The organism is Pseudomonas sp. AOB-7 (genome assembly GCF_003696305.1).
Classification (GTDB): Bacteria; Pseudomonadota; Gammaproteobacteria; order Pseudomonadales; family Pseudomonadaceae; genus Aquipseudomonas.
In genome coordinates this window covers 18,025-43,461 of record NZ_RFFK01000019.1, presented here as the reverse complement: position 1 = coordinate 43,461, position 25,437 = coordinate 18,025, and the positions used below count along the sequence as shown (strand labels likewise).

Sequence of the window (25,437 nt, the reverse complement as noted above, 5' to 3'; positions counted from 1 at the left end):
CACTTCCCGCAGACAAGGAAGCTCGCATGAATCAACCGCGCTACAAGATAGTGTTCGACGGCGAACTGATGCCCGAGATGACGCTGGAGTCGGTGAAGGACAACCTCGCCCGCCTGTTCAAGAGCGATATGGCGCGCATCAACGGCCTGTTCAGCGGCGCCCAGGTGGCCCTCAAGCGCGACCTCGGGGAAAACGAGGCCGACCAGTACCTCAGCGCCCTGCACAAGGCCGGCGCCAAGGTGCGCAAGGAGCTGGACCAGGCCGCCAGCCTGAGCCTGGTGTCTACCGACGACCACGCCGAGGCGGATGCTGCACCGACCGATACCGCCGCCGGCATGAGCTGTCCCAAGTGCGGCCATCGGCAACCCCAGGCGGACGAGTGCGCGGCCTGCGGCATCATCGTCGAGAAGTATCTCGCCCGTCAGGCGCAACTGAGCGCCATGAGCCAGCCGACGCCGGCGCCCGCCAGCGCCTCACCCTACGCACCGCCGCAGGCCGACGTCGCCGAGCAGTTGCCGCAATTCGGCGAGCTCAAGGTATTCGGCGTCAACGGCCGGATCGGCCGCGTGCGCTACCTGGGCTGGAGCATGGCCATGTTCCTCTGCGCGCTGCCGGTGCTGCTGCTGGGCATGGGCGCCGCCGCGCTGTCCGATGCCCTGGGCATGGTGCTGCTGGTGGCCGCCGGCCTGGCCATGATGGTGCTGAGTATCTGCTTCGGCGTGCAGCGCCTGCACGATATCGGCTGGTCCGGCTGGCTGTGGCTGATCAACTTCATCCCCCTGGTCGGCGGCGTGTTCGCTCTGCTGATGTTCATTGTTCCCGGCAACCAGGGGGTCAACCGCTTCGGCCCGCCGCCGCCGCCCAACAGCACCGCGGTCAAGCTGCTGGCCTGGTTGTGCCTGCTGGTGCCGATCAGCGGCATCCTCGCCGCCATCGCCATTCCGCAGTACCAGAGCTACGTCGAGCGCGCCGCCGAAATGCAGGGACAGTGACCCCGCGCCATGCCCAGTTATGCACTGATCACCGGCGCCTCCAGCGGCATCGGCCTGGCCCTGGCCGAAGCCCTGGCGCGCCGCGGGCGCAACCTGATCCTGGTGGCGCGGCGCCGCGACGCCCTGGAAAGCATCGCCTGCGAGTTGGCCCAGCGCTTCGGCGTCGAGGTGCTGTTTCGCCTCTGCGACCTCAGCGAGCCGCTGCAACTTTCCGGCCTGCTGCTCGAACTGGAACAGGGCCAGTGGCGCATCGACCTGCTGGTGAACAACGCCGGCCTCGGCTGCGCCGGGCCCTTCCTCGAACAGGACTGGGGCCGCGAGCTGGAACAGCTGGAAGTCAACGTACTGGCCCTGACCCGGCTGTGCCACGCCATCGGCCAGCGCATGGCCGAACAGGGCGGTGGGCAGATCCTCAACGTCGCCTCGATCGCCGCCTTCCAGCCCGGCCCCTGGATGAGCAGCTACTACGCCAGCAAGGCCTATGTGCTGCATTTCTCCGAGGCGCTGCGCGAAGAACTGCGCGAGCACGGCGTGCGCGTCTCCGTGCTGTGCCCGGGGCCGACGCGCAGCGCCTTCTTCCGCAGTGCGCAGATGAACGCCGCCCTTCTGGACGCCAGCAAGCTGCTGATGAGCGCCGAGGAAGTGGCGCTGCTCGCGGTGCGCGCGCTGGAGAATAACCGCGCCATCATCGTCCCCGGCTGGCGCAACCGGCTGCTGGCGCTGAGCCCACGCCTGGCGCCGCGCTGGCTGGTGCGCAAACTCAGCGGGCGGCTGACCCGGCCCTTCACCCGAGGTTGAGCAGCCCCAGAACCTGCTCCCGATCTCGCGAGCTAGAGATAAACAGCGGCGAAAGCGGCCGAGGAAGCGGAGTTTACGAAAGTAAATGAGCATTCCGAGGCTGTTTTCAACGCCGTTTAGCCGACACGCAGCAGATCGTGAGCAGGTTCTCAGCCGGCGTTGACCGTGCGCCCATCAGCCCAGCCGCGCAGCGCCGCGAGCTGCTCGGCCATCACCACCGACAGCGGCGCCGTGCCTTGCAGCGCGCGCAGCAGCAGTGCCTGATCCACCGCCTGCTGCTGCGCCTGAGCGGCATACAGGGCGCTGACCACCGCCTGCTCGATCTCAGCCCCGGAAAAGCCCGCGCTGGCCGCGGCCAGCTGCGCCAGGTCGAAGGCGCCAGGCTCCAGCTCGCGGCGCTGCAGGTGGATGCGGAAGATCTCCGCGCGCACCTCGGCAGCGGGCAGATCGACGAAGAACAGCTCGTCGAAGCGGCCCTTGCGCACCAGCTCCGGCGGCAGGCGGTCGATGGCATTGGCGGTGGCGACGACGAACACCGGCGCCTTGCGCTCGGCCATCCAGGTCAGCAGGGTGCCTAGCACGCGCTGGCTGACGCCGCCGTCGTGGTCGCCGCTGGCCAGGCCCTTCTCCACCTCGTCCATCCACAGCACGCAGGGCGCCATCTGTTCGGCCAGGCGCAGCGCCTCGCGCAGGTTGCGCTCGGTCTCGCCGAAGAACTTGTTGTACAGGCAGGCGAAATCCAGGCGCAACAGCGGCAGGCCCCAGAGTCCGGCCACCGCCTTGGCCGCCAGGCTCTTGCCGCCACCCTGCACGCCGACCAGCAACACCCCCTTGGGCGCATCGACGCCCTTACCCTCGAGAAAGCCGACCTGGCGCTCGGCCAGCCAGCGCTTGAGGTTGAGCAGGCCGCCGACGTCGGCGAAGCGCGCGGTGTCGTACTCGAAACTGAGCACGCCCTCCAGATCCAGGAGCTGGAACTTGGTCTTGTTCAGTTCGGGGATGTCTTCCTGGGTGATCGCGCCGTCGTCGCAGATCACGTTGCGCGCCAGCGCCCGCGCCTCGGCGTGGCTGAGGCCGCGCAGGTTCTTCACCACCTGCTGCAGGGTGCGATTGTCGGTGCGCACCCGGGCGCCGCGGTTGCGCTCGCTCCAGCGCGTGGCCTCGTCGCGGACGATGCTCAGCAGCTCATCTTCCGACGGTAATGCCAGGCTGAAGCGCGCGGCATGGCGCTGCACCTCGGCCGGCAGCCTGAGCGCGTGGGACACCAGCACCAGGGTCGGCTTGTGCGCCGCCTCGCTCATGGCGATCTCCTTGAGCAGGCGCACCAGGCGGGGATTGTCTTGCAGATACGGATGCAGGTCGCACATCACGTAGAGGTTCGGCTGCTGATCGGCCTTGATCAGCTTCAACGCCGCCTCCGGCTCCAGGCTCGCCTCCTCGCCCAGCGGCGCGCCGCCGAAACCCAGGCGCTGCAGGCCCTCGGTCACCGACCAGGTGTGCAGGCCGAGGCCGCGTTTGACCGCCAGGCTGGTCAGGGTTTCCAGCACGCGCAGCTCGTCCCAGGACTCGATGACGACCAGCTTGACCTTGGAATCCAGCACCAGGCCGAGATCGTGGATATCGTTCTTCACCGCCGCTCCTTGTGGGCGCGCCGCCGATTGGCCGGCCTTGGCGCACGCGATTAAACTCAGGGCTTCCAGCAATGGCTCGGGAGCCTGCCCATGGACTGCCTGTTCTGCAAGATCGTCGCCGGTGAGATTCCGGCGCGCAAGCTCTACGAGGACGATCAGCTCGTCGCCTTCCACGATATCGGCCCGCAGGCGCCGGTGCATTTTCTGGTGATCCCCAAGCGCCACATCGCCACCCTCACCGACCTCACCGAAACCGACAAGGCGCTGGCCGGCCACCTGCTGTACACCGCCCAGCAGCTGGCCAGCGAGCAGGGCTGCGCCGAGGGCTTTCGCCTGGTGATGAACTGCAACGAGCTGGGCGGACAAACCGTCGGCCACATCCATATGCACGTGCTCGGCCAGCGCCAGCTGCACTGGCCGCCGGGCTGATGTGCCAGTCGGTCGCGGCGGCGAGGCGCACTCGCCGCCGCGCTTTGCAGTAAACTGGAGCCTTCGTGTTCCCCGGAGGTGCCCCATGGCCAGCGAACGCCAGTACTCCCCAGTCGACCGCCTGCTGCTGCAGGCCGATGCCGCCCTGCGCACCCTGCTGCCGTTCAGCGGCGCGTCGAGCCGTCCCTCGCCGGCCATCGTGGAGAACGAGGCCGAACTGTCCAGCGAGGAAACCCGCCATATCGCCGGGCTGATGCGCATCAACCACACCGGCGAGGTCTGCGCCCAGGCGCTGTACCAGGGTCAGGCGCTGACCGCCAAGCTGCCGCAGGTGCGCAGCGCCATGGAGCAGGCCGCCGATGAGGAGATCGATCACCTGGCCTGGTGCGAGCAGCGCATCCGCGAGCTCGGCAGCCAGCCGAGCCTGCTCAACCCGCTGTTCTATGGCCTGTCGTTCGGCGTCGGCGCGGTGGCCGGGCTGGTCAGCGACAAGGTCAGCCTGGGCTTCGTCGCCGCCACCGAGGATCAGGTGTGCAAGCACCTGGACGAGCATCTGGAGCAGATTCCCGAGCGCGACGCCAAGTCGCGGGCGATTCTCCAGCAGATGCGCATCGACGAACAGCAGCACGCCGACAGCGCCCTGGATGCCGGCGGCCTGCGTTTTCCCGCACCGGTCAAGCTGGGCATGACCCTGCTGTCCAAGGTGATGACCAAGAGCACCTATCGCATCTGAACGAACAAGGGCGCCGATTGGCGCCCTTGTCGTTTGCAGCGAAGCGATTCAGCCCAGCTCGATGATTTCGTAGTCATGGCTGATAGCCACCCCGGCACGGCCGAGCATGATCGAGGCCGAGCAGTACTTCTCCGCCGACAGCTCCACCGCGCGCTTGACCTGGGCCTCTTTCAACCCGCGGCCTTTGACCACGAAGTGCAGGTGGATCTTGGTGAACACCTTGGGCTCCTCACCGGCGCGCTCGGCGTCGAGGAACACCTCGCAGCTCTCCACCGGCTGGCGCGACTTGCGCAGAATGCTGACCACGTCGAAGTTGCTGCAACCGCCGAGGCCGACCAGCAGCATCTCCATCGGGCGAATGCCCAAATTGCGCCCACCGGCTTCCGGCGGACCGTCCATCACCACGGCATGGCCGCTGCCGGACTCGCCGAGAAACAGGGCTTCGCCGGCCCACTGCACACGCGCTTTCATCGATCCAGACTCCCTCGGTTGCAAAGGTTCGCAGGTTAGCACAGGCGCCGAGCGAACCGATGGGCGGCCAGCGCGCTAAAGTTCCCCGGCGTTGTGTTAGCCAGGTCGCAAAATACGCCCTGGTCATAGTATGTCTGTTAAGCTGGCGCCGGATTGCTGGCACACTGGTACGGATAACCAATAAGAAATTGCCTGTTGGACAAAGGCTTATCTTTTTTATATTCGGGACTCGGGCATGGTCGCTATTACCCTTACACCTAAAATCAAGAACCTCGACAAGCTCCTCGCACACTGTCACCGCCGCCGTTACACGGCGAAAAGCACCATCATCTATGCGGGCGACCGCTGCGAAACCCTGTTCTTCATCGTCAAGGGCTCGGTCACCATCCTGATCGAAGACGACGATGGCCGCGAAATGATCATCGCCTACCTCAACGCCGGCGACTTCTTCGGCGAGATGGGCCTGTTCGAGAAGGACGGCGCGGAGAAGGAACGCAGCGCCTGGGTACGTGCCAAGACCGAATGTGAAGTGGCGGAGCTGAGCTACGCCAAGTTCCGCGAACTGACCCAGCAGGATCCGGACATCCTCTACGCCCTCGGCAGCCAGATGGCCGAACGCCTGCGCAACACCACGCGCAAGGTCGGCGACCTGGCCTTTCTCGACGTCACCGGCCGCGTCGCCCGCACCCTGCTCGACCTGTGCAAGCAGCCGGACGCCATGACCCACCCGGACGGCATGCAGATCAAGATCACCCGCCAGGAGATCGGCCGCATCGTCGGCTGCTCGCGCGAGATGGTCGGTCGCGTGCTCAAGGCCCTGGAGGAACAGGGCCTGGTCCACGTCAAGGGCAAGACCATGGTGGTCTTCGGCACCCGCTGATAAACAGCGCGTATAAAAAAGCCGGCAGGGATGCCGGCTTTTTTATACGCGCGGGTGTCAATCGGGATCCTTGCCGATCACCGCCGGCCGCCCCCGCTCGGGAAAGAACAGGCGCTGCAGTTCGCCGCCCGGGCTCTCGGCGCGCATAAAGGCCTCACCGACCAGGAAGGCGTAGACCTCGTTGATCTCCATCAGCTCGACGTCGGCGCGGTTGAGAATGCCGCTCTCGGTCACCACCAGGCGCTCGCGCGGAATGCGCGGCAGCAGGTCCAGGGTGGTTTCCAGGGACACCTCGAAGCTGTGCAGGTTGCGGTTGTTGATGCCCAGCAGCGGCGTATCCAGGGTCTTCAGCGCCCTGTCCAGCTCGTCGCCGTCGTGCACCTCCACCAACACGTCCAGCCCGACCTCCTTGGCCACCGCCGCCAGTTCGGCCATGCGCACGTCGTCCAGGCAGGCGACGATCAGCAGCACGCAGTCGGCGCCGAGGGCGCGCGCTTCCACCACCTGATAGGGATCGACCATAAAGTCCTTGCGGATCACCGGCAGCGCACAGGCCGCGCGGGCCTGCTGCAGGTACGCATCGGCGCCCTGGAAGAAGTCGATATCGGTGAGCACCGACAGGCAGGTGGCGCCGCCGGCCTCGTAGCTGCGGGCGATATCGGCCGGCACAAAGTCGGCGCGCAACACGCCCTTGCTCGGCGAGGCCTTCTTGATCTCGGCGATCACCGCCGGCTGCTTGCGCGCGGCCTGTTCCAACAGCGCACGGGCGAAGCCACGCGGCGCATCGGCGCCGCGGGCGGCCGCTTCGAGCTCAGCGAGGCTGACCTGGGCGCGGCGCGCGGCCACTTCCTCGAACTTACGGGCGACGATCTTCTCCAGTACGGTTGGCACGCTCACCCTTCGTTCTCCTGTTTGAATACTGCGGTAAAGGACACCAGCTCCTCCAGCTTCTCCCGCGCCAGCCCGGTGTGCAGGGCGTCGTGAGCCAGCTGCATACCTTCGCGCAGGCTGCTGGCATGGTCGGCGGCGTAGAGCGCGGCGCCGGCGTTGAGCACTATCATGTCGGCGGCCTTCTGGCCGTTGTCGGTCTTGCGCCGGCCCAGCGCATCGCGGATCAGCTCCAGCGACTGCTGGGCGTTGTCGACGGTCAGGCCGATCAGGCTCTGGCTCTTGATGCCGAAGTCCTCGGGCTGGATGCGGTACTCGCTGACCACGCCGTCCTTGAGCTCGGCGACGAAGGTCGGCGCGGCCAGGCTGATCTCGTCCAGGCCGTCCTGCGCGTGCACCACCAGCACGTGCTGGCTGCCCAGGCGCTGCAGCACCTCGGCCATCGGCCGGCACAGCGCCTGGCTGAACACGCCGATCACCTGATGCCTGGCACCAGCCGGGTTGGTCATCGGGCCGAGCATATTGAACAGGGTGCGCAGGCCCAGCTCGCGACGCGGGCCGATGGCGTGCTTCATCGCCCCGTGATGGGACGGGGCGAACATGAAACCGACGCCCACGCCTTCGACACAGCGCGCCACCTGCTCGGGCTTGAGCCCCAGGTAGACGCCGGCGGCTTCCAGCAGATCGGCGCTGCCACTCTTGCCGGAGACCGCGCGGTTGCCGTGCTTGGCCACCTTGCCGCCGGCCGCGGCGACGACGAAGGCCGCGGCGGTGGAGACGTTGAAGATGTTCATGCCGTCACCGCCGGTGCCGCAGGTGTCGACCAGGCGTTCGGCGTCGATCACCACCGGCGCGGCCAGCTCACGCATGACGCTGGCCGCGCCGACGATCTCGTCGATGGTCTCGCTCTTCATGCGCATGCCCATGAGGAAGGCGCCGATCTGCGCGTCGGTGCACTGCCCGGTCATGATCTCGCGCATCACGTCCTGCATTTCCTCGGTGCTCAGGTCGAGCTGGGCGACGATGCGGCCCAAGGCTTCCTTGATATTCATGCGCGCACGCCTCCGGTCTGCTTGAGGAAGTTGGCGAACAGTTCGTGGCCCTGCTCGGTGAGGATGGACTCGGGGTGGAACTGCACGCCCTCGATGTTCAGGGTCTTGTGGCGCAGGCCCATGATTTCGTCGACCGAGCCGTCGTCATGCTGGGTCCAGGCGGTGATTTCCAGGCAGTCCGGCAGGGTTTCGCGCTTGACCACCAAGGAATGATAGCGGGTCACGGTGAGCGGCTTGTTGAGGCCGGCGAACACGCCCTTGTCCTGGTGGAACACCGGGCTGGTCTTGCCGTGCATCACCTGGCGCGCGCGCACCACGTCGCCGCCGTAGGCCTGGCCGATGCTCTGGTGGCCGAGGCAGACGCCGAGGATCGGCAGCTTGCCGGCGAAATGCAGGATGGCCTCGATGGACACCCCCGCCTCGGTCGGCGTACAGGGGCCGGGCGAGACCACGATGCGCTCGGGCTGCAACGCCTCGATCTCGGCGATGGTCAGCTCGTCGTTGCGGATCACATGCACCTCGGCACCCAGCTCGCCGAGGTACTGCACCACGTTGTAGGTGAAGGAGTCGTAGTTATCGATCATCAGCAGCATGTCACGCTCCCCTTATTCGGCGGTCTGTTCGGCAAGGGCGACGGCGCGGAACATGGCGCGGCGCTTGTTCAGGGTTTCTTCCCACTCCAGGGCGGGCACCGAGTCGGCGACGATGCCGGCACCGGCCTGCACGTGCAGCTCGCCGTCCTTGATCACCGCGGTGCGAATGGCGATGGCGGTGTCCATATTGCCGTTCCACGCGTAGTAGCCGACCGCGCCGCCGTAGACGCCGCGCTTGACCGGCTCGAGCTCGTCGATGATCTGCATGGCGCGGATCTTCGGCGCCCCGGACAGGGTGCCGGCCGGCAGGATGGCGCGCAGCGCATCCATCGCCGACAGTTCGGGTTTCAGCTGGCCGGTGACGTTGGAGACGATGTGCATGACGTTGGAATAGCGCTCGATGACCATCTTCTCGGTGAGCTTGACCGAGCCGATCTGCGACACGCGGCCGGTGTCGTTGCGGCCCAGGTCGATCAGCATCAGGTGCTCGGCGATCTCCTTGGCGTCGGACAGCAGGTCCTCTTCCAGCGCCAGGTCGGCTTCTTCATTGGCGCCGCGCGGGCGGGTGCCGGCGATCGGGCGCACGGTGACCAGGCCGTCCTCGACCCGCACCAGCACCTCAGGCGAGGAGCCGACCACGTGGAAGTCGCCGAAGTTGAAGAAGTACATGTAGGGCGTCGGGTTGATGCAGCGCAGCGCGCGGTACAGGTCGATGGGCGCGGCCTTGAACGGGATCGACATGCGCTGGGAGATCACCACCTGCATGCAGTCGCCGGCGAGGATGTATTCCTTGATCGCGCTGACCGCCGCCTCGTAGTCGCCACGGCTGTAACTGGAACGAAATGCCGGCTCGGCGCCGGGCGGCGCGCCGAGATCGACGCCCAGACGCGGAGTGATCGGCTGGCGCAGTTGGCGCAGGATCTCGCCCAGGCGCGCCTGGCCCTGTTCGAAAGCATCCGGCTCGGCCGGATCGGCAAGAACGATGGCGTGCATCTTGCCGGCCAGGTTGTCGAACACCACCACGGCATCGGAGACCATCAGCAGGATATCCGGCGTACCCAGCGGATCGGGGTTGGGGCAGCTGGCCAGCTTCTGCTCGACGTAGCGCACGCTGTCGTAGCCGAAGTAGCCGACCAGGCCGCCGTTGAAACGCGGCAGACCGGCAATGGTCGGCACCTTGTAGCGCGCCTTGAACTGCTCGACGAAGGCCAGCGGATCGACGCTCTGCTGGCGCTCGACCTCGACGCCGTCGGTGCTGACCAGGATGTCGTGGCCGTGCACGCGCAATACGGTGCGCGCCGGCAGGCCGATGATCGAGTAACGCCCCCACTTCTCGCCGCCCTGCACGGATTCCAGCAGGTAGGAGTTGGGCGCATCGGCCAGTTTCAGGTAGATGGACAGCGGCGTGTCGAAATCCACCAGGGTTTCGCAGGCCAGGGGGATGCGGTTGTAGCCTTCGGCGGCTAAACGCAGGAATTCTTCATGGGTCATGATCAGCCTCATGGCTCGGGGAAAACGGTCGGGTACAAACGGGTCGCGCGCGGCGACCGGACGAAATCAGGCGCGCCAGCGCCAACGGGCCAGGGCCTTGATCACTTTCATCCAGAGTTTGCAGCTGACCACCACGGTGCGATCTCGACAGGCGGGGGAATAAGGAGAGCGGCCACGGTAGCGCAGCCGCTCGGCCTAAGCAACCGTCAGAGCAGCGCAGCCAGGCTATCGACCACCAGACTCGGCTGTTCCTCGGCAATCGGCCGACCGTGGTTGTAACCGTAGCTCACCGCCACGCAGGGCACGCCGGCGGCGCGCGCCGCCAGCACGTCGTTGCGCGAGTCGCCGACGAACAGCGCCTGTGCCGCGTTGACGCCGGCCAGACGCATCACCTGCAGCAGCGCGGCCGGGTCCGGCTTCTGCTGCGGCAGGGTGTCGCCGCCGACTATCCAGCGAAAGTAGCCGCCCAGGCCGACCTGCTCCAGCAGCGGCGCAACGAAGCGCTCCGGCTTGTTGGTCACCACCGCCAGCTCCACCGCCGCCGTGCTCAGCGCCTCGAGCAGCTCGTGCACGCCCGGATAGAGCGCGGTCAGCTGGTGGCAGTCGGCGTAGATATCGAGAAAGCGCACCAGCGCGACGTCCGCTTCGGCCTCGCTCACCGCCGCATGCTCCAGGCCGCCGGCCAGGGCACGGCGCACCAGCACCCGCGCGCCGTTGCCGACCCAGTCGCGCACGCGGTCGACGCCGACCGGCTCGCGGCCCAGTTCGACCAGCATGCGGTCGACCGCCGCGGCCAGGTCCGGTACCGAATCCACCAGGGTGCCGTCCAGGTCGAACATCACCAGACGCGGCAGCTCGCCGCGGCACAGCGCGCGCAGCGGTTTCATCCGCGCACCTGGGCCAGTTCGGCGCGCATGGCGTCGATCACGGCCTTGTAGTCCGGCTGGTTGAAGATCGCCGAGCCGGCGACGAAGGTGTCGGCGCCCGCCGCAGCGATCTCGCGGATGTTCTGCACGTTGACCCCGCCGTCGATCTCCAGGCGGATCTCGCGGCCGCTGGCATCGATCAGCGCGCGCGCCTCTTTGAGTTTATCCAGGGTGGCGGGGATGAACTTCTGCCCGCCGAAGCCGGGGTTGACGCTCATCAAGAGGATCATGTCGACCTTGTCCATCACGTACTTGAGCACGTCCAGCGGGGTGGCCGGGTTGAACACCAGGCCGGCCTTGGCGCCGCCGGCCTTGATCAGCTGCAGCGAGCGGTCGATATGCTCGGACGCTTCCGGGTGGAAGGTGATGTAGGAGGCGCCGGCCTCGATGAAGTCGCCGATGATGCGATCCACCGGCTTGACCATCAGGTGCGCGTCGATCGGCGCGGTGATGCCGTACTTGCGCAGCGCCGCGCAGACCATCGGGCCGATGGTCAGGTTGGGCACGTAGTGGTTGTCCATCACGTCGAAGTGAACGATGTCCGCCCCGGCGGCGAGCACGTTGTCGACTTCCTCGCCCAGACGGGCGAAGTCGGCGGAGAGGATCGACGGGGCGATGGCGAAGGGTTGCATGGCGCACCTCGGGAGGCATTCACGAAAAGGTGCGCATTGTAGCAGCCCCGACCCAAGGTCGGGCGCCGCCCGCGGTCGCTGACAAGCGCCAGCGGAACCGGCTAGGCTGCAGGGCAGATTGCCCGAGGAGCCCGTCATGCCCGCACGTTTTTCCCCGCTCGCCCTGGCCCTGCTGCTGGCGCTGCCCGTCCTGGCCGAACAGCAGGACAGCCCACCCGGCAGCGCCGCGGCAGCCGAGACGCCTAGCGAGGACGCCGCGCCCGAGCGCCCGGCCCTGCCCGAGCGCAGCGTCAGCGAGGCACAGGCGCTGGAACAGCGTCTGGAGCAGCGCGAACAGCAGTGGCTGCAGGCCGGCGACGAGCGCTTCCTCGCCCTCTGGCTGCCGGCCAATGTCGGCGAACCCAGTGGCGCGGTGATCCTCTTGCCCGGCGATGCGGAAAACGCCGACGGCGCCACCGCCGTCGGCCCGTTGCGGCGCAAGCTACCCGATGGCGGCTGGCACAGCCTGAGCCTGACCCTGCCCGATCCGGACCACGACGCGCCGCCGCTGCGCCTGCCTGAGCCGCCGACCAGCGCAGCCACAGAAGCTGCGGCCGACGACGAGGCCCCGGGCGAAGCCGAGGCGGCGCCAAGCGCCGCGCCCGATCCGACGGCGAACGACGCCGCCCGCCGCAGCGCCCATGCGCAGCGGCTGATGGCGCGCATCGACGCCGGCATCGCCTTCGCCCGCCAGCAGCAGGCCAGCCGCATCGTCCTGCTCGGCCACGGCAGCGGCGCCTACTGGGCCGCCCAGTACCTGGCCGAACGCCAGCCGGAAGATATCCACAACCTGCTGCTGGTGGCCGCCGCCGTACCGGCCGGCTTTTCCCCGCCGCTGGACGAGCTGGTGCCGCAACTCGAACTGGCCACCGGCGACTTCTATTACAAGGACCAGGCCGGCGACCGCCAGGCCGCGCTCAGGCGCCTGCAGGCCAGCAAGAGGGTCAAGCACCCGACCTACGTGCAGGTGGCGATGAAGGCCCTGCCGGGCAATCGAGGCATCGAGCAGGAACAACTGTATCGCCGCCTGCGCGGCTGGCTGAGCCTGAATATCCGCGCCGCGGCGCCGAGCGCGATGAGCGGCGGCTAACGCCAGCCACGCCGCTCGCGAATCAGCGCATAGGCCTGGTGCAGCTGGCGGGTGGTTTCGGTGGCTTCGCGCAGGCGCGCAGGCGACGCCCCGGCACCAGCCAGCTTGTCCGGATGGTGTCGACTGAGCAGGCGGCGATAGGCGCGCTTGACCTGCTCGGGCTCGGTGTCCGCCGCCACCCCCAGCAGCCGCAGCGCCTCCTTGTAGCTGCCGCCGGTGGCCACCGGCGACTGACTGCGGCGCGGCGCGTACTCCTCGCCCAGGGCCTCCAGGCGAGCACCGTTCCAGCCCAGCCATTTGCCCCACAGCAGCATCAGTTCGTGCTCCGCCGCGCCGACCCGACCGTCGACCCAGGCCATGCGCCAGCAGGCGCGCAACAGGGCCTCGCCGCGCTCGGCCTGGCGCTGCAGCGGGGCGCGCAGGTTGTCGCGAGCGGTCTTGCCGCGGGAGAAGGCCTCGATGGCGCGGCGCTGGGCGAACTCGTCCAGACCCAGGCGCTGCATCTCCGAGCGTGCCTGCTGGATATGGCTCGGCAGCACGCGGCCGTCGCTCTTGGCCAGGCGCCCGAGCATCAGAAACAGCAGCTCCTCGTCGGCCGGCGCCGGGCGCCCGCCGAGGCGTTCGCGCAGGTTGGCCCAGTCGTGCAGACGCAGGCGGCGATCCAGCACCTGGCCGAGCAGGCCGCCAAGCAGGGCGCCGGGAATGCTGGCCACCGCCAGACCAGCCACGGCGCCGAGCAGGGTCACCGGCCAGAGCACCTCAGCGCCCCAGCGCCAGCAGGCGCTCGACTTCGGCCAGGCGCTCGTGGGTGCCGACATCCACCCAGCGTCCGACGTAGCGCTCGCCGCTGACCAGTCCCGCGGCCATGGCCCGGCGCAGCAATGGCGCCAGCTTGAAGGCGCCCGGCTGGCAGTCGGCGAACAGTGCCGGCGACAGCACGGCCAGACCGCTGTAGGTCAGCCCCGTACCCGCGCCGTGGAGCTCGCCCACCCGACCGTCGGCGAGGCGAAAGTCGCCCTGGGCGTGGTGCGGCGGGTTGTCCACCAGCACCAGGTGGGCCAGCCCCTGCAGCGGACGGCGCAACTCGGCGAAGGGGTAGTCGGTGAAGATATCGCCGTTGACCAGCACGAAGGGCTCATCGCCCAGCAAGGGCAGCGCGTGGAAGATGCCACCACCGGTTTCCAGCGGCTCGCCCTCGGCGGAATAGGCGATGCGCAGGCCGAAGCGCGCGCCGTCACCGAGATGCTCCTCGATCTGCCGGCCGAGCCAGGCATGGTTGATCACCAGCTCGGTGAAGCCGGCGGCGGCCAGGCCGCGCAGGTGGTACTCGATCAACGGCACGCCGGCGACACGCACCAGCGGCTTGGGCGTATGCAGGGTCAGCGGGCGCAGGCGCTCGCCCTTGCCCGCGGCGAGAATCATGGCCTTCATGCGCGGGCGACCTCGGCCTGCGCCAGGCTGGCGAGCAGCGCGCCCAGCTCGGCCAGCTCCGGCCGGCGGGCCAGCACCGCCTCGATATAGGCGAAGAAGCGCGGCACGTCGCCGAGGTACTTGGGCTTGCCATCGCGGTGGCAGATGCGCGCGAAGATGCCGATCACCTTGAGATGGCGCTGCACGCCCATGAGGTCGCTGGCGCGCAGAAACTCGTCGAGCGAAGGCTGCACCGGGATGCCGGCCGCCTGCGCCCGCTCCCAGTAGCCCTGCAGCCAGCCCCGCACGCGCGCCTCGGGCCAGCTGAGGAAGGCGTCCTTGAACAGGCAGGTGATGTCGTAGGTGACCGGGCCGTAGACGGCGTCCTGAAAATCCAGCACACCGGGATTGGGCGTGCTCTGCATCAGGTTGCGCGGCATGAAGTCGCGGTGCACCAGCACCTTGGGCTGGACCAGGGCGCTGTCGATCAGCAGGGCGCAGATGCGCTGCCAGGCCGCCTGCTGCTTCGCGTCGAACTCGTAGCCCAGATGGCGCTGCACGTACCACTCGGGGAACAGCTGCAGCTCGCGACGCAGCAGCGCCTCGTCGTAATGCGGCAGATCGCCGTCCAGCGGCAGGCGCTGCTGCAGCAGCAAGGCCTCGACAGCGTCGTCGAACAGGGTGTCGGCGTTGTGCTCGTCGATCACCTCCAGATAGGTCTGGTGGCCAAGATCGTCCAGGATCAGAAAGCCCTGCTCCAGATCGGCGGCCAGCACTTCGGGCACATGCACGCCAGCGCCGGCCAACAGCGCAGCGATGCGCACGAAGGGCGCGCAGTTCTCCTGCGGCGGCGGCGCGTCCATCAGGATCAGGCTGCGCTCGCCCGCCTGCCAGCGGAAATAGCGGCGAAAACTGGCGTCGCTGCTGGCGGGCGTCAGCTGCGCAGGCGGTACCGGGCCCCAGCCGCGAGCGGCGAACAGGGCGGGTAATTGCTGAGCGAGCCAGGTGTGCAGCTGTTGCAGACGTACATCGTGTTCAGGCATCAGGGGGGTCTCCGACGGCGCTAGCCGTTGCGCGGGTCATGCTTTATTATCCAGCATCTTTTTCAGCCCATCGAGAGGCGTGCGGCCCCTGGGCCGATAGCGCGCAGGAAGCCCGGACTAACAAGATGGCAGTAAAATACCCCGCGTTCCGCAAGAAATTCCCGCTGCTGGTCACCGGCAGTCTTCTGGCCCTACAACCCGCCGTCAGCCTACAGGTTTTCGCCGCCGAGCAGTTCGACTGCCAGGTGTCGCCCAGCGGCGGTTGGGCCTGCGCGCCCAAGGCCCCTGCCGCCAGCCTGCCGCCCCGTCCTCAGCACAGCACCAGCGCCGTCAGCGCGAGCGACGCCAGCAGCGGCAAAGCCAGCGCCAAGCAGGAAACCACCACCCTGGTCACCGAGAGCAAGGGCCGCGCCCTGGCCTCGCGCAGCGCCGACTACAGCCACCTCGACTGGGTGCCGCGCGACAAGCTGACCGCCGCCCAGCTGGCCGAAGCCGGCCCTTACTGCGCCGGCGCCTATGTCGAGCCGCTGCGCCCGGGCATGGACGACGACACGCCGCTGGACGAAGCGCCGATGTTCGTCTCGGCCAAGGCCTCGCGTTACGAGCAGGAAAAGCAGGTGGCGACCCTCGCCGGCGACGTGATCCTGCGCCAGTCCGGCATGCAGGTGGAGGCCGACGAGGCCAGCCTGCACCAGACCGAGAACCGTGGCGAGCTGATCGGCAACGTGCGTCTGCGCGACAAGGGCATGCTGGTGGTCGGCGACCGCGCCGAGCTGCAACTGGACAACGGCGAAGCCAAGATCGACAACGCCGAGTACGTGATGCACGAAGCCCACGTCCGCGGCAGCGCACTCTATGCCAAGCGCGAAGAGACCGCGATCATCCGCCTCAAGGACGGTACCTACACCCGCTGCGAGCCGGGCGACAACGCCTGGCACCTGAAGGGCAACAACGTCACCCTGAACCCGGCCACCGGCTTCGGCACCGCGACCAACGTGACGCTGCGGGTCAAGGACATCCCGGTGTTCTACACCCCCTACATCTATTTCCCGATCGACGACCGTCGCCAGTCCGGCTTCCTGCCGCCGAGCATGGGCACCTCGAGCGACAACGGCTTCTCGCTGCAGACGCCCTACTACTTCAACCTGGCGCCGAACTACGACGCCACGCTCTACCCGACCTACATGGCCAACCGCGGCCTGTTGATGGAGGGCGAGTTCCGCTACCTGACCGAGAGCAGCGAAGGCCAGATCGGCGCCGCCTACCTCGACGACAGCGAAGACGAGCGCAAGCTGCAGTCCGAGTACGAAGACCAGCGCTGGCTGTACAGCTGGCAGCACAAGCAGGGCCTGAACTCGCGCCTGCTGGCCGAGGTCGACTACACCGACATCAGCGACCCCTACTACTTCCAGGACCTGGATACCGACCTGGGTATCGACACGCCCACCTACGTCAACCAGCGCGGCAGCCTGACCTACCGCGGCGACAGCTACCGCGCGCAGCTCAACCTGCACGCCTACGAGCTGGCCAATATCACCGACGTCACGCCGTACGACCGCCTGCCGCAGCTCACCCTGGACGGCAAGCTGCCGTTCAATCCGGGCGGCCTGGACTTCACCTACGGCAGTGAATACGTGCGCTTCGACCGCGACCTGCGCTCGGGCAACTTCATCAACGAAGACGGCGTAGCCGAACAGACCTGGTACGACACCCGTATTCGCGGCCTGGCCCGCGCCAACGGCGAGCGCCTGCACCTGGAGCCGGGCGTAGCCCTGCCGCTGGACTGGACCTGGGGCTTCCTCAAGCCGCAGATCAAGTACCGCCAGACCCACTACGACATCAGCCTGGATCAGCAGGGCAAGAACAGCCTGCTGGCCGAGCAGGAGTTCGACAGCACGCAGAACCGCGGCGTCGGCCTGTTCAGCGTCGACAGCGGCCTGTACTTCGACCGCAACACCCAGCTGTTCGGCAAGGACTTCCGCCAGACCCTGGAGCCGCGCGCCTTCTACCTCTACGTGCCGGAAGAAGACCAGACCGACATCCCGGTGTTCGACAGCGGCGAGCCGACCTTCAGCTACGCCTCGCTGTGGCGCGAGAATCGCTTCTCCGGCAAGGATCGCATCGGCGACGAGAACAAGCTGTCGCTGGGCGTGACCAGCCGCTGGATCGAGCCCAACGGCTTCGAGCGCCAGCGCTTCAGCATCGGCCAGGCCTTCTACTTCGAGGACCGCAAGGTGCAGCTGGCCGGTATCGACTACCGCACCCGTCCGGATGCCACCGCCGACGTCTCGCCCTATGCGCTGGAGTACCTGTACCGCTTCAACCGCGACTGGCGCGTGTCGTCGACCTTCAACTGGGACCCGGATACCCACCGCACCCGCTCGGGCAGCGCGATGTTCCACTACCAGCCGGAAGACAACCCGAACAAGGTGGTCAACCTCGGTTATCGCTACCGCAACGACACCGTGCGCTACGACCGCGACAGCGGCACCTGGACCACCAACCCGGACTACGGCAACCCGACCCTGGGCGACGGTTCGCCGAACCCGAACTACATCAAGAACTACTACAAGATCGACCAGCATGACTTCTCCGTCATCTGGCCGCTGGTTCCACAGTGGAGCCTGATCTCGCGCTGGCAGTACGACTACGGCCGCAACCGTACCCTGGAAGCCTTCGGCGGCTTCGAGTACGACAGCTGCTGCTGGAAGCTGCGCCTGATCAACCGCTACTGGATCGACTACGACGAAGTCAGCCTCAACCCGTCGCTCAACGACGAGGCCGACCGCGGCATCTTCCTGCAGATCGTCCTCAAGGGCCTCGGCGGCGTAGTGGGCAACAAGGTGGAAACTTTCCTCGACCAAGGCATTCAAGGTTACCGTGAACGTGAAGACCAAGCTTTCTGATTGCCTGCGCCCCCTGCTGTTGGGCGCAGCGCTGCTCGCGGCGACGGCCCAGGCCGACGTCCGCCCGCTGGACCGCGTGGTGGCCATCGTCGACAACGACGTGGTCATGCAGAGCCAGCTCGACGCCCGCCTGCGCGAGGTGCAGCAGACCATCGGCAAACGCGGCGGCGCCCTGCCGCCCGAGCACGTGCTCAGTCAGCAGGTGCTCGAGCGCCTGATCATCGAGAACATCCAGCTGCAGATCGGCGACCGCTCCGGCATCCGCATCACCGACGAGGAGCTGAACCAGGCCATGGGCACCATCGCCCAGCGTAACGGCATGAGCCTGGAGCAGTTCCGCCAGGCTCTGGCGCGCGACGGCCTGTCCTACGCCGACGCCCGCGACCAGGTGCGCCGCGAGATGATCATCAGCCGCGTGCGCCAGCGCCGGGTCGCCGAGCGCATCCAGGTCACCGACCAGGAAGTGCAGAACTTCCTCGCCTCCGACCTGGGCAAGATGCAGCTGTCGGAAGAGTTCCGCCTGGCCAACATCCTCATCCCGGTCTCCGAAGGCGCCTCCTCCAGCGAGATCCAGGCAGCCGACCGCCAGGCCCGCGAGCTGTACCAACAATTGCAACAGGGCGCCGACTTCGCCCAGCTGGCGATTTCCCGCTCCGCCAGCGAAACCGCCCTGGAAGGCGGCGAGATGGGCTGGCGCAAGGCCGGCCAGCTGCCGCCGCCGTTCGACTCGATGGTCAGCGCACTGAGCCCGGGCGAAGTGACCGAACCGCTGCGCACGCCGGGCGGTTTCATCATCCTCAAGCTGCTGGAGAAGCGCGGCGGCGACACCCAGGTGCGCGACGAAGTGCACGTGCGCCATATCCTGATCAAGCCCAGCGAGATTCGCAGCGCCGAGGAAACCCGCCGCCTGGTCGAACGCCTGTACCAGCGCATCGTCGCCGGCGAGGACTTCGCCGAGCTGGCCAAGAGCTACTCGGAAGACCCGGGCTCGGCGCTCAACGGCGGCGACCTCAACTGGATCGACCCCAACGCGCTGGTGCCGGAGTTCCGCCAGGTGATGAGCGAGACCGCCAGCGGCGAGCTGTCCAAGCCGTTCCAGACCCAGTTCGGCTGGCACGTGCTGCAGGTCATGGGCCGTCGCGCCACCGACAGCAGCGCGCAGTTCCGCGAGCAGCAGGCGGCCAACCTGCTGCGCAACCGCAAGTACGACGAGGAACTGCAGGCCTGGCTGCGCCAGATCCGCGACGAAGCCTACGTCGAGACCAAGCTGTAACGGCGGTTTCGCACACAAGAGCCCGGCCCCGCGCCGGGCTTTTTCGTTATCGGCCCAGGCAGCGTAAACTGGCGCCCCCGCGGCGCAACCGAGAATGCCCATGAGCGCACCCCGAGTCTTTGCCCTGACCCCCGGCGAACCGGCCGGCATCGGCCCCGACCTCTGCCTGCTGCTGGCCCGCCAGGCGCAACCCGAGGCGCTGGTGGCCATCGCCAGCCGCCAGCTGCTCGGCGAGCGCGCCGCCCAGCTCGGCCTGCACATCGCGCTGCTGGACGTCGCCCCGGGCCGCTGGCCGAGCGCCCCCGCGCCGGCCGGCAGCCTGTATGTCTGGGACACCCCGCTGGCCGCCCCGAGCCAAGCCGGCCGGCTCGATCCGGCCAACGCCGGCTACGTGCTGGAAACCCTCACCCGTGCCGGCCAGGGCTGCCTGGACGGCAGCTTCGCCGCGATGATCACCGCACCGGTGCACAAGGGCGTGATCAACGAAGCCGGCATCGCCTTCTCCGGCCACACCGAGTTTCTCGCCGAGCTGACCCACACGGAGCAGGTGGTGATGATGCTCGCCACCCGTGGCCTGCGCGTCGCCCTGGTCACCACCCACCTGCCGCTCAAGGACGTCGCCGCCGCCATCACCAGCGAGCGCCTGGAGCGGGTCGCGCGCATCCTGCATGCCGATCTGCAGAGCAAGTTCGGCATCGCCGCGCCGCGCATCCTGGTCTGCGGACTCAACCCCCATGCCGGCGAAAGCGGCCACCTCGGCCGCGAGGAAATCGAGATCATCGAGCCGACGCTGGAGCGCCTGCGCGGCGAAGGCATGACCCTGATCGGCCCGCTGCCGGCCGACACCCTGTTCACCCCCAAGTACCTGGAGCAGGCCGACGCGGTGCTGGCCATGTACCACGACCAGGGCCTGCCGGTGCTCAAGTTCAAGGGCTTCGGCGCGGCGCTCAACGTCACCCTGGGTCTGCCGATCATCCGCACCTCGGTGGATCACGGCACGGCGCTGGACCTTGCCGGCAGCGGCAATATCGATACCGGCAGCCTGCAGGTGGCCCTGGAAACCGCCTACCAGATGGCCGCCGCTACCAGCCGCAAGTAGACGGCAGCCCAGCCCGGATTGCATCCGGGCTACGGGTGTTGTCGCTTTTTGCCTTAAACTACCCGACTTCGTTTTTTCGCTTTGCGCTCTTGCTTGATGCTTGCAGCTTGAAGCCTGGAGCTGCCCTGCCATGTCCGAATACCAACACCGCGCGCGCAAGCGCTTCGGCCAGAACTTCCTGCACGATGCCGGCGTCATCGACCGCATCCTGCGCGCCATCCGCGCCAAGGAGGACGAGCGCCTGCTGGAGATCGGCCCGGGCCAGGGCGCGCTGACCGAGGGCCTGCTCGGCAGCGGTGCGCAGCTCGACGTGATCGAGCTGGACCTCGACCTGATCCCCATCCTGCAGAGCAAGTTCGGCGCCAACCCGCGCTTTCGCCTGAACCAGGGCGATGCGCTGAAGTTCGACTTCGCCCGCCTCGAGGCCGCCCCCGGCAGCCTGCGGGTGGTCGGCAACCTGCCGTACAACATCTCCACCCCGCTGATCTTCCACCTGCTGGACAACGCGGCGCTGATCCGCGACATGCATTTCATGCTGCAGAAGGAGGTGGTGGAGCGTCTGGCCGCCGGCCCCGGCGGCGGCGACTGGGGCCGTCTGTCGATCATGGTGCAGTACCACTGCCGGGTCGAACACCTGTTCAACGTCGGCCCCGGCGCCTTCAACCCGCCGCCCAAGGTCGACTCGGCCATCGTCCGCCTGGTGCCGCACGCGGTGCTGCCGCATCCGGCCAAGGACCATCGCCTGCTCGAGCGGGTGGTGCGCGAAGCCTTCAACCAGCGGCGCAAGACCCTGCGCAATACCCTCAAGCAGCTGCTGCCGGCCGAGGCCATCGAGGCCGCCGGCGTCGATGGCAGCCTGCGCCCGGAACAGCTGGACCTGGCCGCCTTCGTCCGCCTGGCCGATCAACTGGCGACGCACCTGGCCGCCAGCCAGGGCTAAACTGCCATACGCCATACGGGTTACTCGCATGTCCGACCCTCGCTACCAGATCGATGTCAGCGTCACCACCCGCTACCTGGCCGCGCAGTCGCAGCCGGAGCTGGGCCGCTACGCCTTCTCCTACACGGTGACCATCCGCAACCAGGGCCAGCTGCCGGCCAAGCTGCTGTCGCGCCACTGGATCATCACCGACGGCGACGGCCGCGTGCAGGAAGTGCGCGGCGCCGGCGTGGTCGGCCAGCAGCCGCAGATCGCCCCGGGCGCCAGCCACACCTACAGCAGCGGCACGGTGATGACCACCCAGGTCGGCACCATGCAGGGCAGCTACCAGATGCTCGCCGAGGACGGCAAACGCTTCGACGCCGTCATCGCGCCGTTCCGCCTGGCCGTGCCCGGAGCCCTGCACTGATGGCGCTGTATGCCGTCGGCGACATCCAGGGCTGCCTGCGACCGCTGCAATGCCTGCTCGAGCGGGTGGCCTTCGACCCGGCGCAGGACCAGCTGTGGCTGGTCGGCGACCTGGTCAACCGCGGCCCGCAATCGCTGGAAACCCTGCGTTTTCTCTATTCCATCCGCCAGGCGGTGACCTGCGTGCTGGGCAACCACGACCTGCACCTGCTGGCCGTGGCGCACAACATCGAGCGGCTGAAGAAGGGCGATACCCTGCGCGAGATTCTCGACGCGCCGGACCGCGCCGACCTGCTCGACTGGCTGCGCCTGCAGAAGCTGGTGCACCACGATGCCGAGCGCCGGGCCACCCTGGTGCATGCCGGCATCCCGCCGCAGTGGAGCCTGACCAAGGCGCTGCGCCGCGCCGCCGAGGTCGAGGAGGCGCTGCGCGACGACGCCCGCCTGCCGCTGTTTCTCGACGGCATGTACGGCAACGAACCGGCCAAATGGCACAAGGACCTGCACGGCGTCACCCGCCTGCGGGTGATCACCAACTATTTCACCCGCATGCGCTTCTGCAAGGCCGACGGCACCCTGGACCTGAAGAGCAAGGAAGGCGTCGGCAGCGCACCGCCCGGCTACGCCCCCTGGTTCAGCCACCCGCAGCGCAAGATGCGCGGCGAGACCATCATCTTCGGCCACTGGGCCGCCCTCGAAGGCAACTGCCAGGAGCCCGGCCTGTATGCGCTGGACACCGGCTGCGTGTGGGGCGGCGCGATGACCCTGCTCAACGTCGACAGCGGCGAACGCCACCGCTGCACCTGCCCCAAGGAGCACCCATGAGCGAATTCCAGCGTATCTCTCCCCAGCAGGCCCAGGCCCTGCGCCAGCAAGGCGCCGTGGTCGTGGATATCCGCGACCCGCAAAGCTTCGCCGCCGGGCATATCCAGGGCTCGCGTCACCTGGACAACCACTCGCTGTACGACTTCATTCGCAACGCCGACCTCGACGCGCCACTGATCGTCTCCTGCTACCACGGCAATTCCAGCCAGGGCGCCGCCGCCTACCTGGTCGGCCAGGGTTTCAGCCAGGTCTACAGCCTCGACGGCGGTTTCGAGCTGTGGCGCGCCACCTACCCCGACGACACCGCGCAAAGCCCCGCAGAATAATTTTGATGGCCTGCCATCCCTGGCGGCCACCCTTNTACAGCCTCGACGGCGGTTTCGAGCTGTGGCGCGCCACCTACCCCGACGACACCGCGCAAAGCCCCGCAGAATAATTTTGATGGCCTGCCATCCCTGGCGGCCACCCTTCGGGCCGTCGCTGCGCGACGTTAAAAATGCCTGCCGGCCATTTTTTGATGGCCTGCCGTCCCTGGCGGCCACCCTTCCGGGCCATCGCTGCGCGACGTTAAAAATGGCTCCCGGCCATTTTTTGATGGCCTGCCGTCCCTGGCGCCCCCCCCTTCCGGGCCGTCGCTGCGCGACGTTAAAAATGGCTCCCGGCCATTTTTTTCCGAGCCGGCAGGCCGCGCCTCCTCTGGCCTGCCAAGGATTCCCGACGGACGGTAACATCTGGTTATCCTTGTCCCCGCCTTGACCCCCGCCAGAAAGAACTATCCTGTAGCTCAGGCCATCCAACTCAAGGTAGAGCCGGCCAACCGGCATCGGGCCATCGGTAACGACCTTTAGGTGTTCTGGGGGATTCTTCCCGGCCAAGTCCCAGGCCGGGGCTACCAAGCACCCGCACGACCGAACCCGAACCGGCTTTCAGCATCGAGCGAGGTGAAGTCATGAGTATTTTCAGCCACTTCCAACAACGTTTCGAAGCGACCCGCCAGGAGGAGTACTCGCTGCAGGAGTACCTCGAACTGTGCAAACAGGATCGCAGCGCCTACGCCACTGCGGCCGAGCGCCTGCTGATGGCCATCGGCGAGCCGGAGCTGCTCGACACCTCGACCAACTCGCGTCTGTCGCGCATCTTCTCCAACAAGGTGATCCGCCGTTACCCGGCCTTCGCCGACTTCCACGGCATGGAAGAGTGCATCGACCAGATCGTCTCCTACTTCCGCCATGCCGCGCAGGGCCTGGAAGAGAAGAAACAGATCCTCTACCTGCTCGGTCCGGTGGGCGGCGGCAAGTCGTCGCTGGCCGAGAAGCTCAAGCAACTGATGGAGAAGGTGCCCTTCTATGCCATCAAGGACTCGCCGGTGTTCGAGTCGCCGCTGGGGCTGTTCAACGCCGCCGAGGATGGCGCCATCCTCGAGGAGGACTACGGCATCCCGCGCCGCTATCTCAATTCGATCATGTCGCCCTGGGCCACCAAGCGCCTGCAGGAATTCGGCGGCGACATCAGCCAGTTCCGCGTGGTCAAGCTCTACCCCTCGATCCTCAACCAGATCGCCGTGGCCAAGACCGAGCCGGGCGACGAAAACAACCAGGACATCTCCGCGCTGGTCGGCAAGGTGGATATTCGCAAGCTGGAGGAATTCCCGCAGAACGACGCCGACGCCTACAGCTACTCGGGCGCGCTGTGCCGGGCCAACCAGGGCCTGATGGAATTCGTCGAGATGTTCAAGGCGCCGATCAAGGTCTTGCACCCGCTGCTGACCGCCACCCAGGAAGGCAACTACAACAGCACCGAAGGCCTCGGCGCGATTCCCTACAGCGGCATCCTGCTGGCCCACTCCAACGAATCCGAGTGGCACAGCTTCCGCAACAACAAGAACAACGAGGCCTTCATCGACCGCATCTACATCGTCAAGGTGCCCTACTGCCTGCGCGTCACCGACGAGGTCAAGATCTACGACAAGCTGCTGATCAACAGCTCGCTGGCCAAGGCCCACTGCGCCCCGGACACCCTGAAGATGCTCGCCCAGTTCAGCGTGCTGAGCCGCCTGAAGGAGCCGGAGAACTCCAACATCTACTCGAAGATGCGCGTCTACGACGGCGAGAACCTCAAGGACACCGATCCCAAGGCCAAGTCGATCCAGGAATACCGCGACAGCGCCGGCGTCGACGAGGGCATGACCGGCCTGTCGACCCGTTTCGCCTTCAAGATCCTGTCCAAGGTGTTCAACTTCGACCCGCACGAGATCGCCGCCAACCCGGTGCACCTGCTCTACGTGCTGGAGCAGCAGATCGAGCAGGAGCAGTTCCCCGCCGAAGTGCGCGAGCGCTACCTGCGCTATATCAAGGAATACCTGGCGCCGCGCTATATCGAGTTCATCGGCAAGGAGATCCAGACCGCCTACCTCGAGTCCTACAGCGAGTACGGACAGAACATCTTCGACCGCTACGTGCTGTACGCCGACTTCTGGATCCAGGACCAGGAATACCGCGACCCGGAAACCGGCGAGATCCTCAACCGCGTGGCGCTCAACGAGGAGCTGGAGAAGATCGAGAAGCCGGCCGGCATCAGCAACCCGAAGGACTTCCGCAACGAGATCGTCAACTTCGTGCTGCGCGCCCGCGCCAACAACAACGGCAAGAACCCCACCTGGCTCAGCTACGAGAAGCTGCGCGTGGTCATCGAGAAGAAGATGTTCTCCAACACCGAGGACCTGCTCCCGGTCATCAGCTTCAACGCCAAGGGCAGCAAGGAGGAACAGCAGAAGCACAACGACTTCGTCAAACGCATGGTCGAGCGCGGCTACACCGAGAAGCAGGTGCGCCTGCTGTCGGAATGGTATCTGCGGGTACGCAAGTCGCAGTGATCCGCACCCGGCGCGC

General features: G+C 67.2%; 24 protein-coding genes and 1 pseudogene. 14 read left to right on the top strand and 11 right to left on the bottom strand.

The genetic code is table 11. The features are described from left to right. Window positions 1-26 precede the first annotated feature (26 nt). A complete protein-coding gene (locus EA796_RS21750) occupies window positions 27-992 on the top strand; it encodes a DUF805 domain-containing protein (RefSeq protein WP_122110132.1) in 966 nt (321 codons plus the stop codon). A 9-nt stretch (window positions 993-1,001) separates the two neighbouring features. Continuing rightward, window positions 1,002-1,790, top strand: coding sequence for an SDR family oxidoreductase (locus tag EA796_RS21745; RefSeq protein ID WP_122110131.1), 789 nt, complete (start codon window positions 1,002-1,004; stop codon window positions 1,788-1,790). Between the two features lie 149 nt (window positions 1,791-1,939). Here the strand turns inward: EA796_RS21745 and EA796_RS21740 are convergent, their stop codons facing one another. Next, the gene (locus EA796_RS21740) at window positions 1,940-3,421 is read right to left on the bottom strand and encodes an AAA family ATPase (protein ID WP_122110130.1); all 1,482 of its coding nucleotides are present in this window, start codon (window positions 3,419-3,421) and stop codon (window positions 1,940-1,942) included. Window positions 3,422-3,511: 90 nt separating this feature from the next. Here EA796_RS21740 and EA796_RS21735 point away from each other — a divergent pair, with 90 nt between their 5' ends. Both EA796_RS21735 and coq7 read left to right on the top strand, forming a co-directional pair. Continuing rightward, on the top strand, window positions 3,512-3,850 hold the full coding sequence (locus EA796_RS21735; RefSeq protein ID WP_021443136.1) for a histidine triad nucleotide-binding protein: 339 nt from the start codon (window positions 3,512-3,514) through the stop codon (window positions 3,848-3,850). Between the two features lie 85 nt (window positions 3,851-3,935). Continuing rightward, window positions 3,936-4,583: a 2-polyprenyl-3-methyl-6-methoxy-1,4-benzoquinone monooxygenase gene (gene coq7 / locus EA796_RS21730; protein WP_021443135.1), complete on the top strand. Its 648-nt coding sequence runs from the start codon at window positions 3,936-3,938 to the stop codon at window positions 4,581-4,583. A 48-nt stretch (window positions 4,584-4,631) separates the two neighbouring features. On the opposite strand, the gene EA796_RS21725 is transcribed toward coq7, so the two are convergent. Then, on the bottom strand, window positions 4,632-5,054 hold the full coding sequence (locus EA796_RS21725) for an OsmC family protein (RefSeq protein ID WP_122110129.1): 423 nt from the start codon (window positions 5,052-5,054) through the stop codon (window positions 4,632-4,634). A gap of 235 nt (window positions 5,055-5,289) precedes the next feature. On the opposite strand from EA796_RS21725, the gene crp reads away from it, so the two are divergent. Next, window positions 5,290-5,934 carry a cAMP-activated global transcriptional regulator CRP gene (gene crp, locus EA796_RS21720; RefSeq protein ID WP_021443133.1) on the top strand — a complete coding sequence of 215 codons (645 nt, stop codon included), beginning with the start codon at window positions 5,290-5,292 and terminating at the stop codon, window positions 5,932-5,934. 57 nt (window positions 5,935-5,991) lie between these two features. Here the strand turns inward: crp and trpC are convergent, their stop codons facing one another. The 6 genes and pseudogenes from trpC to rpe all read right to left on the bottom strand — a co-directional run bounded on the left by trpC (window position 5,992) and on the right by rpe (window position 11,516). Continuing rightward, window positions 5,992-6,831, bottom strand: a complete 840-nt coding sequence (trpC, locus tag EA796_RS21715) for an indole-3-glycerol phosphate synthase TrpC (RefSeq protein ID WP_122110128.1) — start codon at window positions 6,829-6,831, stop codon at window positions 5,992-5,994. Further along, window positions 6,828-7,874, bottom strand: coding sequence for an anthranilate phosphoribosyltransferase (gene trpD / locus EA796_RS21710; RefSeq protein WP_122110127.1), 1,047 nt, complete (start codon window positions 7,872-7,874; stop codon window positions 6,828-6,830). The genes trpC and trpD overlap by 4 nt, the downstream gene beginning before the upstream one ends. Continuing rightward, the gene (locus tag EA796_RS21705) at window positions 7,871-8,467 is read right to left on the bottom strand and encodes an aminodeoxychorismate/anthranilate synthase component II (protein WP_021444357.1); all 597 of its coding nucleotides are present in this window, start codon (window positions 8,465-8,467) and stop codon (window positions 7,871-7,873) included. The genes trpD and EA796_RS21705 overlap by 4 nt, the downstream gene beginning before the upstream one ends. 12 nt (window positions 8,468-8,479) lie before the next feature. After that, entirely contained in the window at window positions 8,480-9,958 is a 1,479-nt protein-coding gene (gene trpE, locus EA796_RS21700; protein WP_122110126.1) for an anthranilate synthase component I, read from the bottom strand. Between the two features lie 66 nt (window positions 9,959-10,024). Next, a pseudogene (locus EA796_RS21695) lies at window positions 10,025-10,845 on the bottom strand (phosphoglycolate phosphatase). Beyond that, on the bottom strand, window positions 10,842-11,516 hold the full coding sequence (gene rpe / locus EA796_RS21690; RefSeq protein WP_021445645.1) for a ribulose-phosphate 3-epimerase: 675 nt from the start codon (window positions 11,514-11,516) through the stop codon (window positions 10,842-10,844). The pseudogene EA796_RS21695 and the gene rpe overlap by 4 nt, the downstream one beginning before the upstream one ends. A 136-nt stretch (window positions 11,517-11,652) precedes the next feature. Here rpe and EA796_RS21685 point away from each other — a divergent pair, with 136 nt between their 5' ends. After that, window positions 11,653-12,645: an alpha/beta hydrolase family protein gene (locus EA796_RS21685; protein ID WP_122110124.1), complete on the top strand. Its 993-nt coding sequence runs from the start codon at window positions 11,653-11,655 to the stop codon at window positions 12,643-12,645. On the opposite strand, the gene EA796_RS21680 is transcribed toward EA796_RS21685, so the two are convergent. From EA796_RS21680 to EA796_RS21670, 3 genes are read right to left on the bottom strand one after another with little or no spacing between them, the layout of a single operon-like run. Beyond that, on the bottom strand, window positions 12,642-13,403 hold the full coding sequence (locus tag EA796_RS21680) for a TerB family tellurite resistance protein (protein WP_122110123.1): 762 nt from the start codon (window positions 13,401-13,403) through the stop codon (window positions 12,642-12,644). The genes EA796_RS21685 and EA796_RS21680 overlap by 4 nt on opposite strands. Before the next feature lies 1 nt (window position 13,404). Further along, entirely contained in the window at window positions 13,405-14,076 is a 672-nt protein-coding gene (gene murU / locus EA796_RS21675) for an N-acetylmuramate alpha-1-phosphate uridylyltransferase MurU (protein WP_122110122.1), read from the bottom strand. Then, window positions 14,073-15,098: an aminoglycoside phosphotransferase family protein gene (locus EA796_RS21670; RefSeq protein ID WP_122110121.1), complete on the bottom strand. Its 1,026-nt coding sequence runs from the start codon at window positions 15,096-15,098 to the stop codon at window positions 14,073-14,075. The genes murU and EA796_RS21670 overlap by 4 nt, the downstream gene beginning before the upstream one ends. Window positions 15,099-15,223: 125 nt before the next feature. Here EA796_RS21670 and EA796_RS21665 point away from each other — a divergent pair, with 125 nt between their 5' ends. The 8 genes from EA796_RS21665 (at window position 15,224) to EA796_RS21625 (ending at window position 25,421) form a co-directional block, all read left to right on the top strand. Continuing rightward, window positions 15,224-18,004 (top strand): LPS-assembly protein LptD, encoded by a 2,781-nt coding sequence (locus EA796_RS21665; protein ID WP_122110120.1) that lies wholly within the window; start codon window positions 15,224-15,226, stop codon window positions 18,002-18,004. Continuing rightward, complete coding sequence (locus EA796_RS21660) at window positions 17,985-19,277, top strand: peptidylprolyl isomerase (protein ID WP_122110119.1); 1,293 nt, start codon at window positions 17,985-17,987, stop codon at window positions 19,275-19,277. The genes EA796_RS21665 and EA796_RS21660 overlap by 20 nt, the downstream gene beginning before the upstream one ends. Window positions 19,278-19,377: 100 nt before the next feature. Next, window positions 19,378-20,376 (top strand): 4-hydroxythreonine-4-phosphate dehydrogenase PdxA, encoded by a 999-nt coding sequence (pdxA, locus tag EA796_RS21655; protein ID WP_122110118.1) that lies wholly within the window; start codon window positions 19,378-19,380, stop codon window positions 20,374-20,376. A gap of 130 nt (window positions 20,377-20,506) precedes the next feature. Further along, window positions 20,507-21,316: a 16S rRNA (adenine(1518)-N(6)/adenine(1519)-N(6))-dimethyltransferase RsmA gene (gene rsmA / locus EA796_RS21650; protein WP_122110117.1), complete on the top strand. Its 810-nt coding sequence runs from the start codon at window positions 20,507-20,509 to the stop codon at window positions 21,314-21,316. A gap of 28 nt (window positions 21,317-21,344) precedes the next feature. Next, window positions 21,345-21,725: a Co2+/Mg2+ efflux protein ApaG gene (gene apaG, locus EA796_RS21645; RefSeq protein ID WP_021444782.1), complete on the top strand. Its 381-nt coding sequence runs from the start codon at window positions 21,345-21,347 to the stop codon at window positions 21,723-21,725. After that, on the top strand, window positions 21,725-22,549 hold the full coding sequence (locus tag EA796_RS21640; protein ID WP_122110116.1) for a symmetrical bis(5'-nucleosyl)-tetraphosphatase: 825 nt from the start codon (window positions 21,725-21,727) through the stop codon (window positions 22,547-22,549). Before apaG ends, EA796_RS21640 begins: the two co-directional genes overlap by 1 nt. Further along, entirely contained in the window at window positions 22,546-22,875 is a 330-nt protein-coding gene (glpE, locus tag EA796_RS21635) for a thiosulfate sulfurtransferase GlpE (RefSeq protein WP_122110115.1), read from the top strand. The genes EA796_RS21640 and glpE overlap by 4 nt, the downstream gene beginning before the upstream one ends. Window positions 22,876-23,498: 623 nt before the next feature. Next, window positions 23,499-25,421 carry a PrkA family serine protein kinase gene (locus EA796_RS21625; RefSeq protein ID WP_021444785.1) on the top strand — a complete coding sequence of 641 codons (1,923 nt, stop codon included), beginning with the start codon at window positions 23,499-23,501 and terminating at the stop codon, window positions 25,419-25,421. Window positions 25,422-25,437 lie beyond the last annotated feature (16 nt).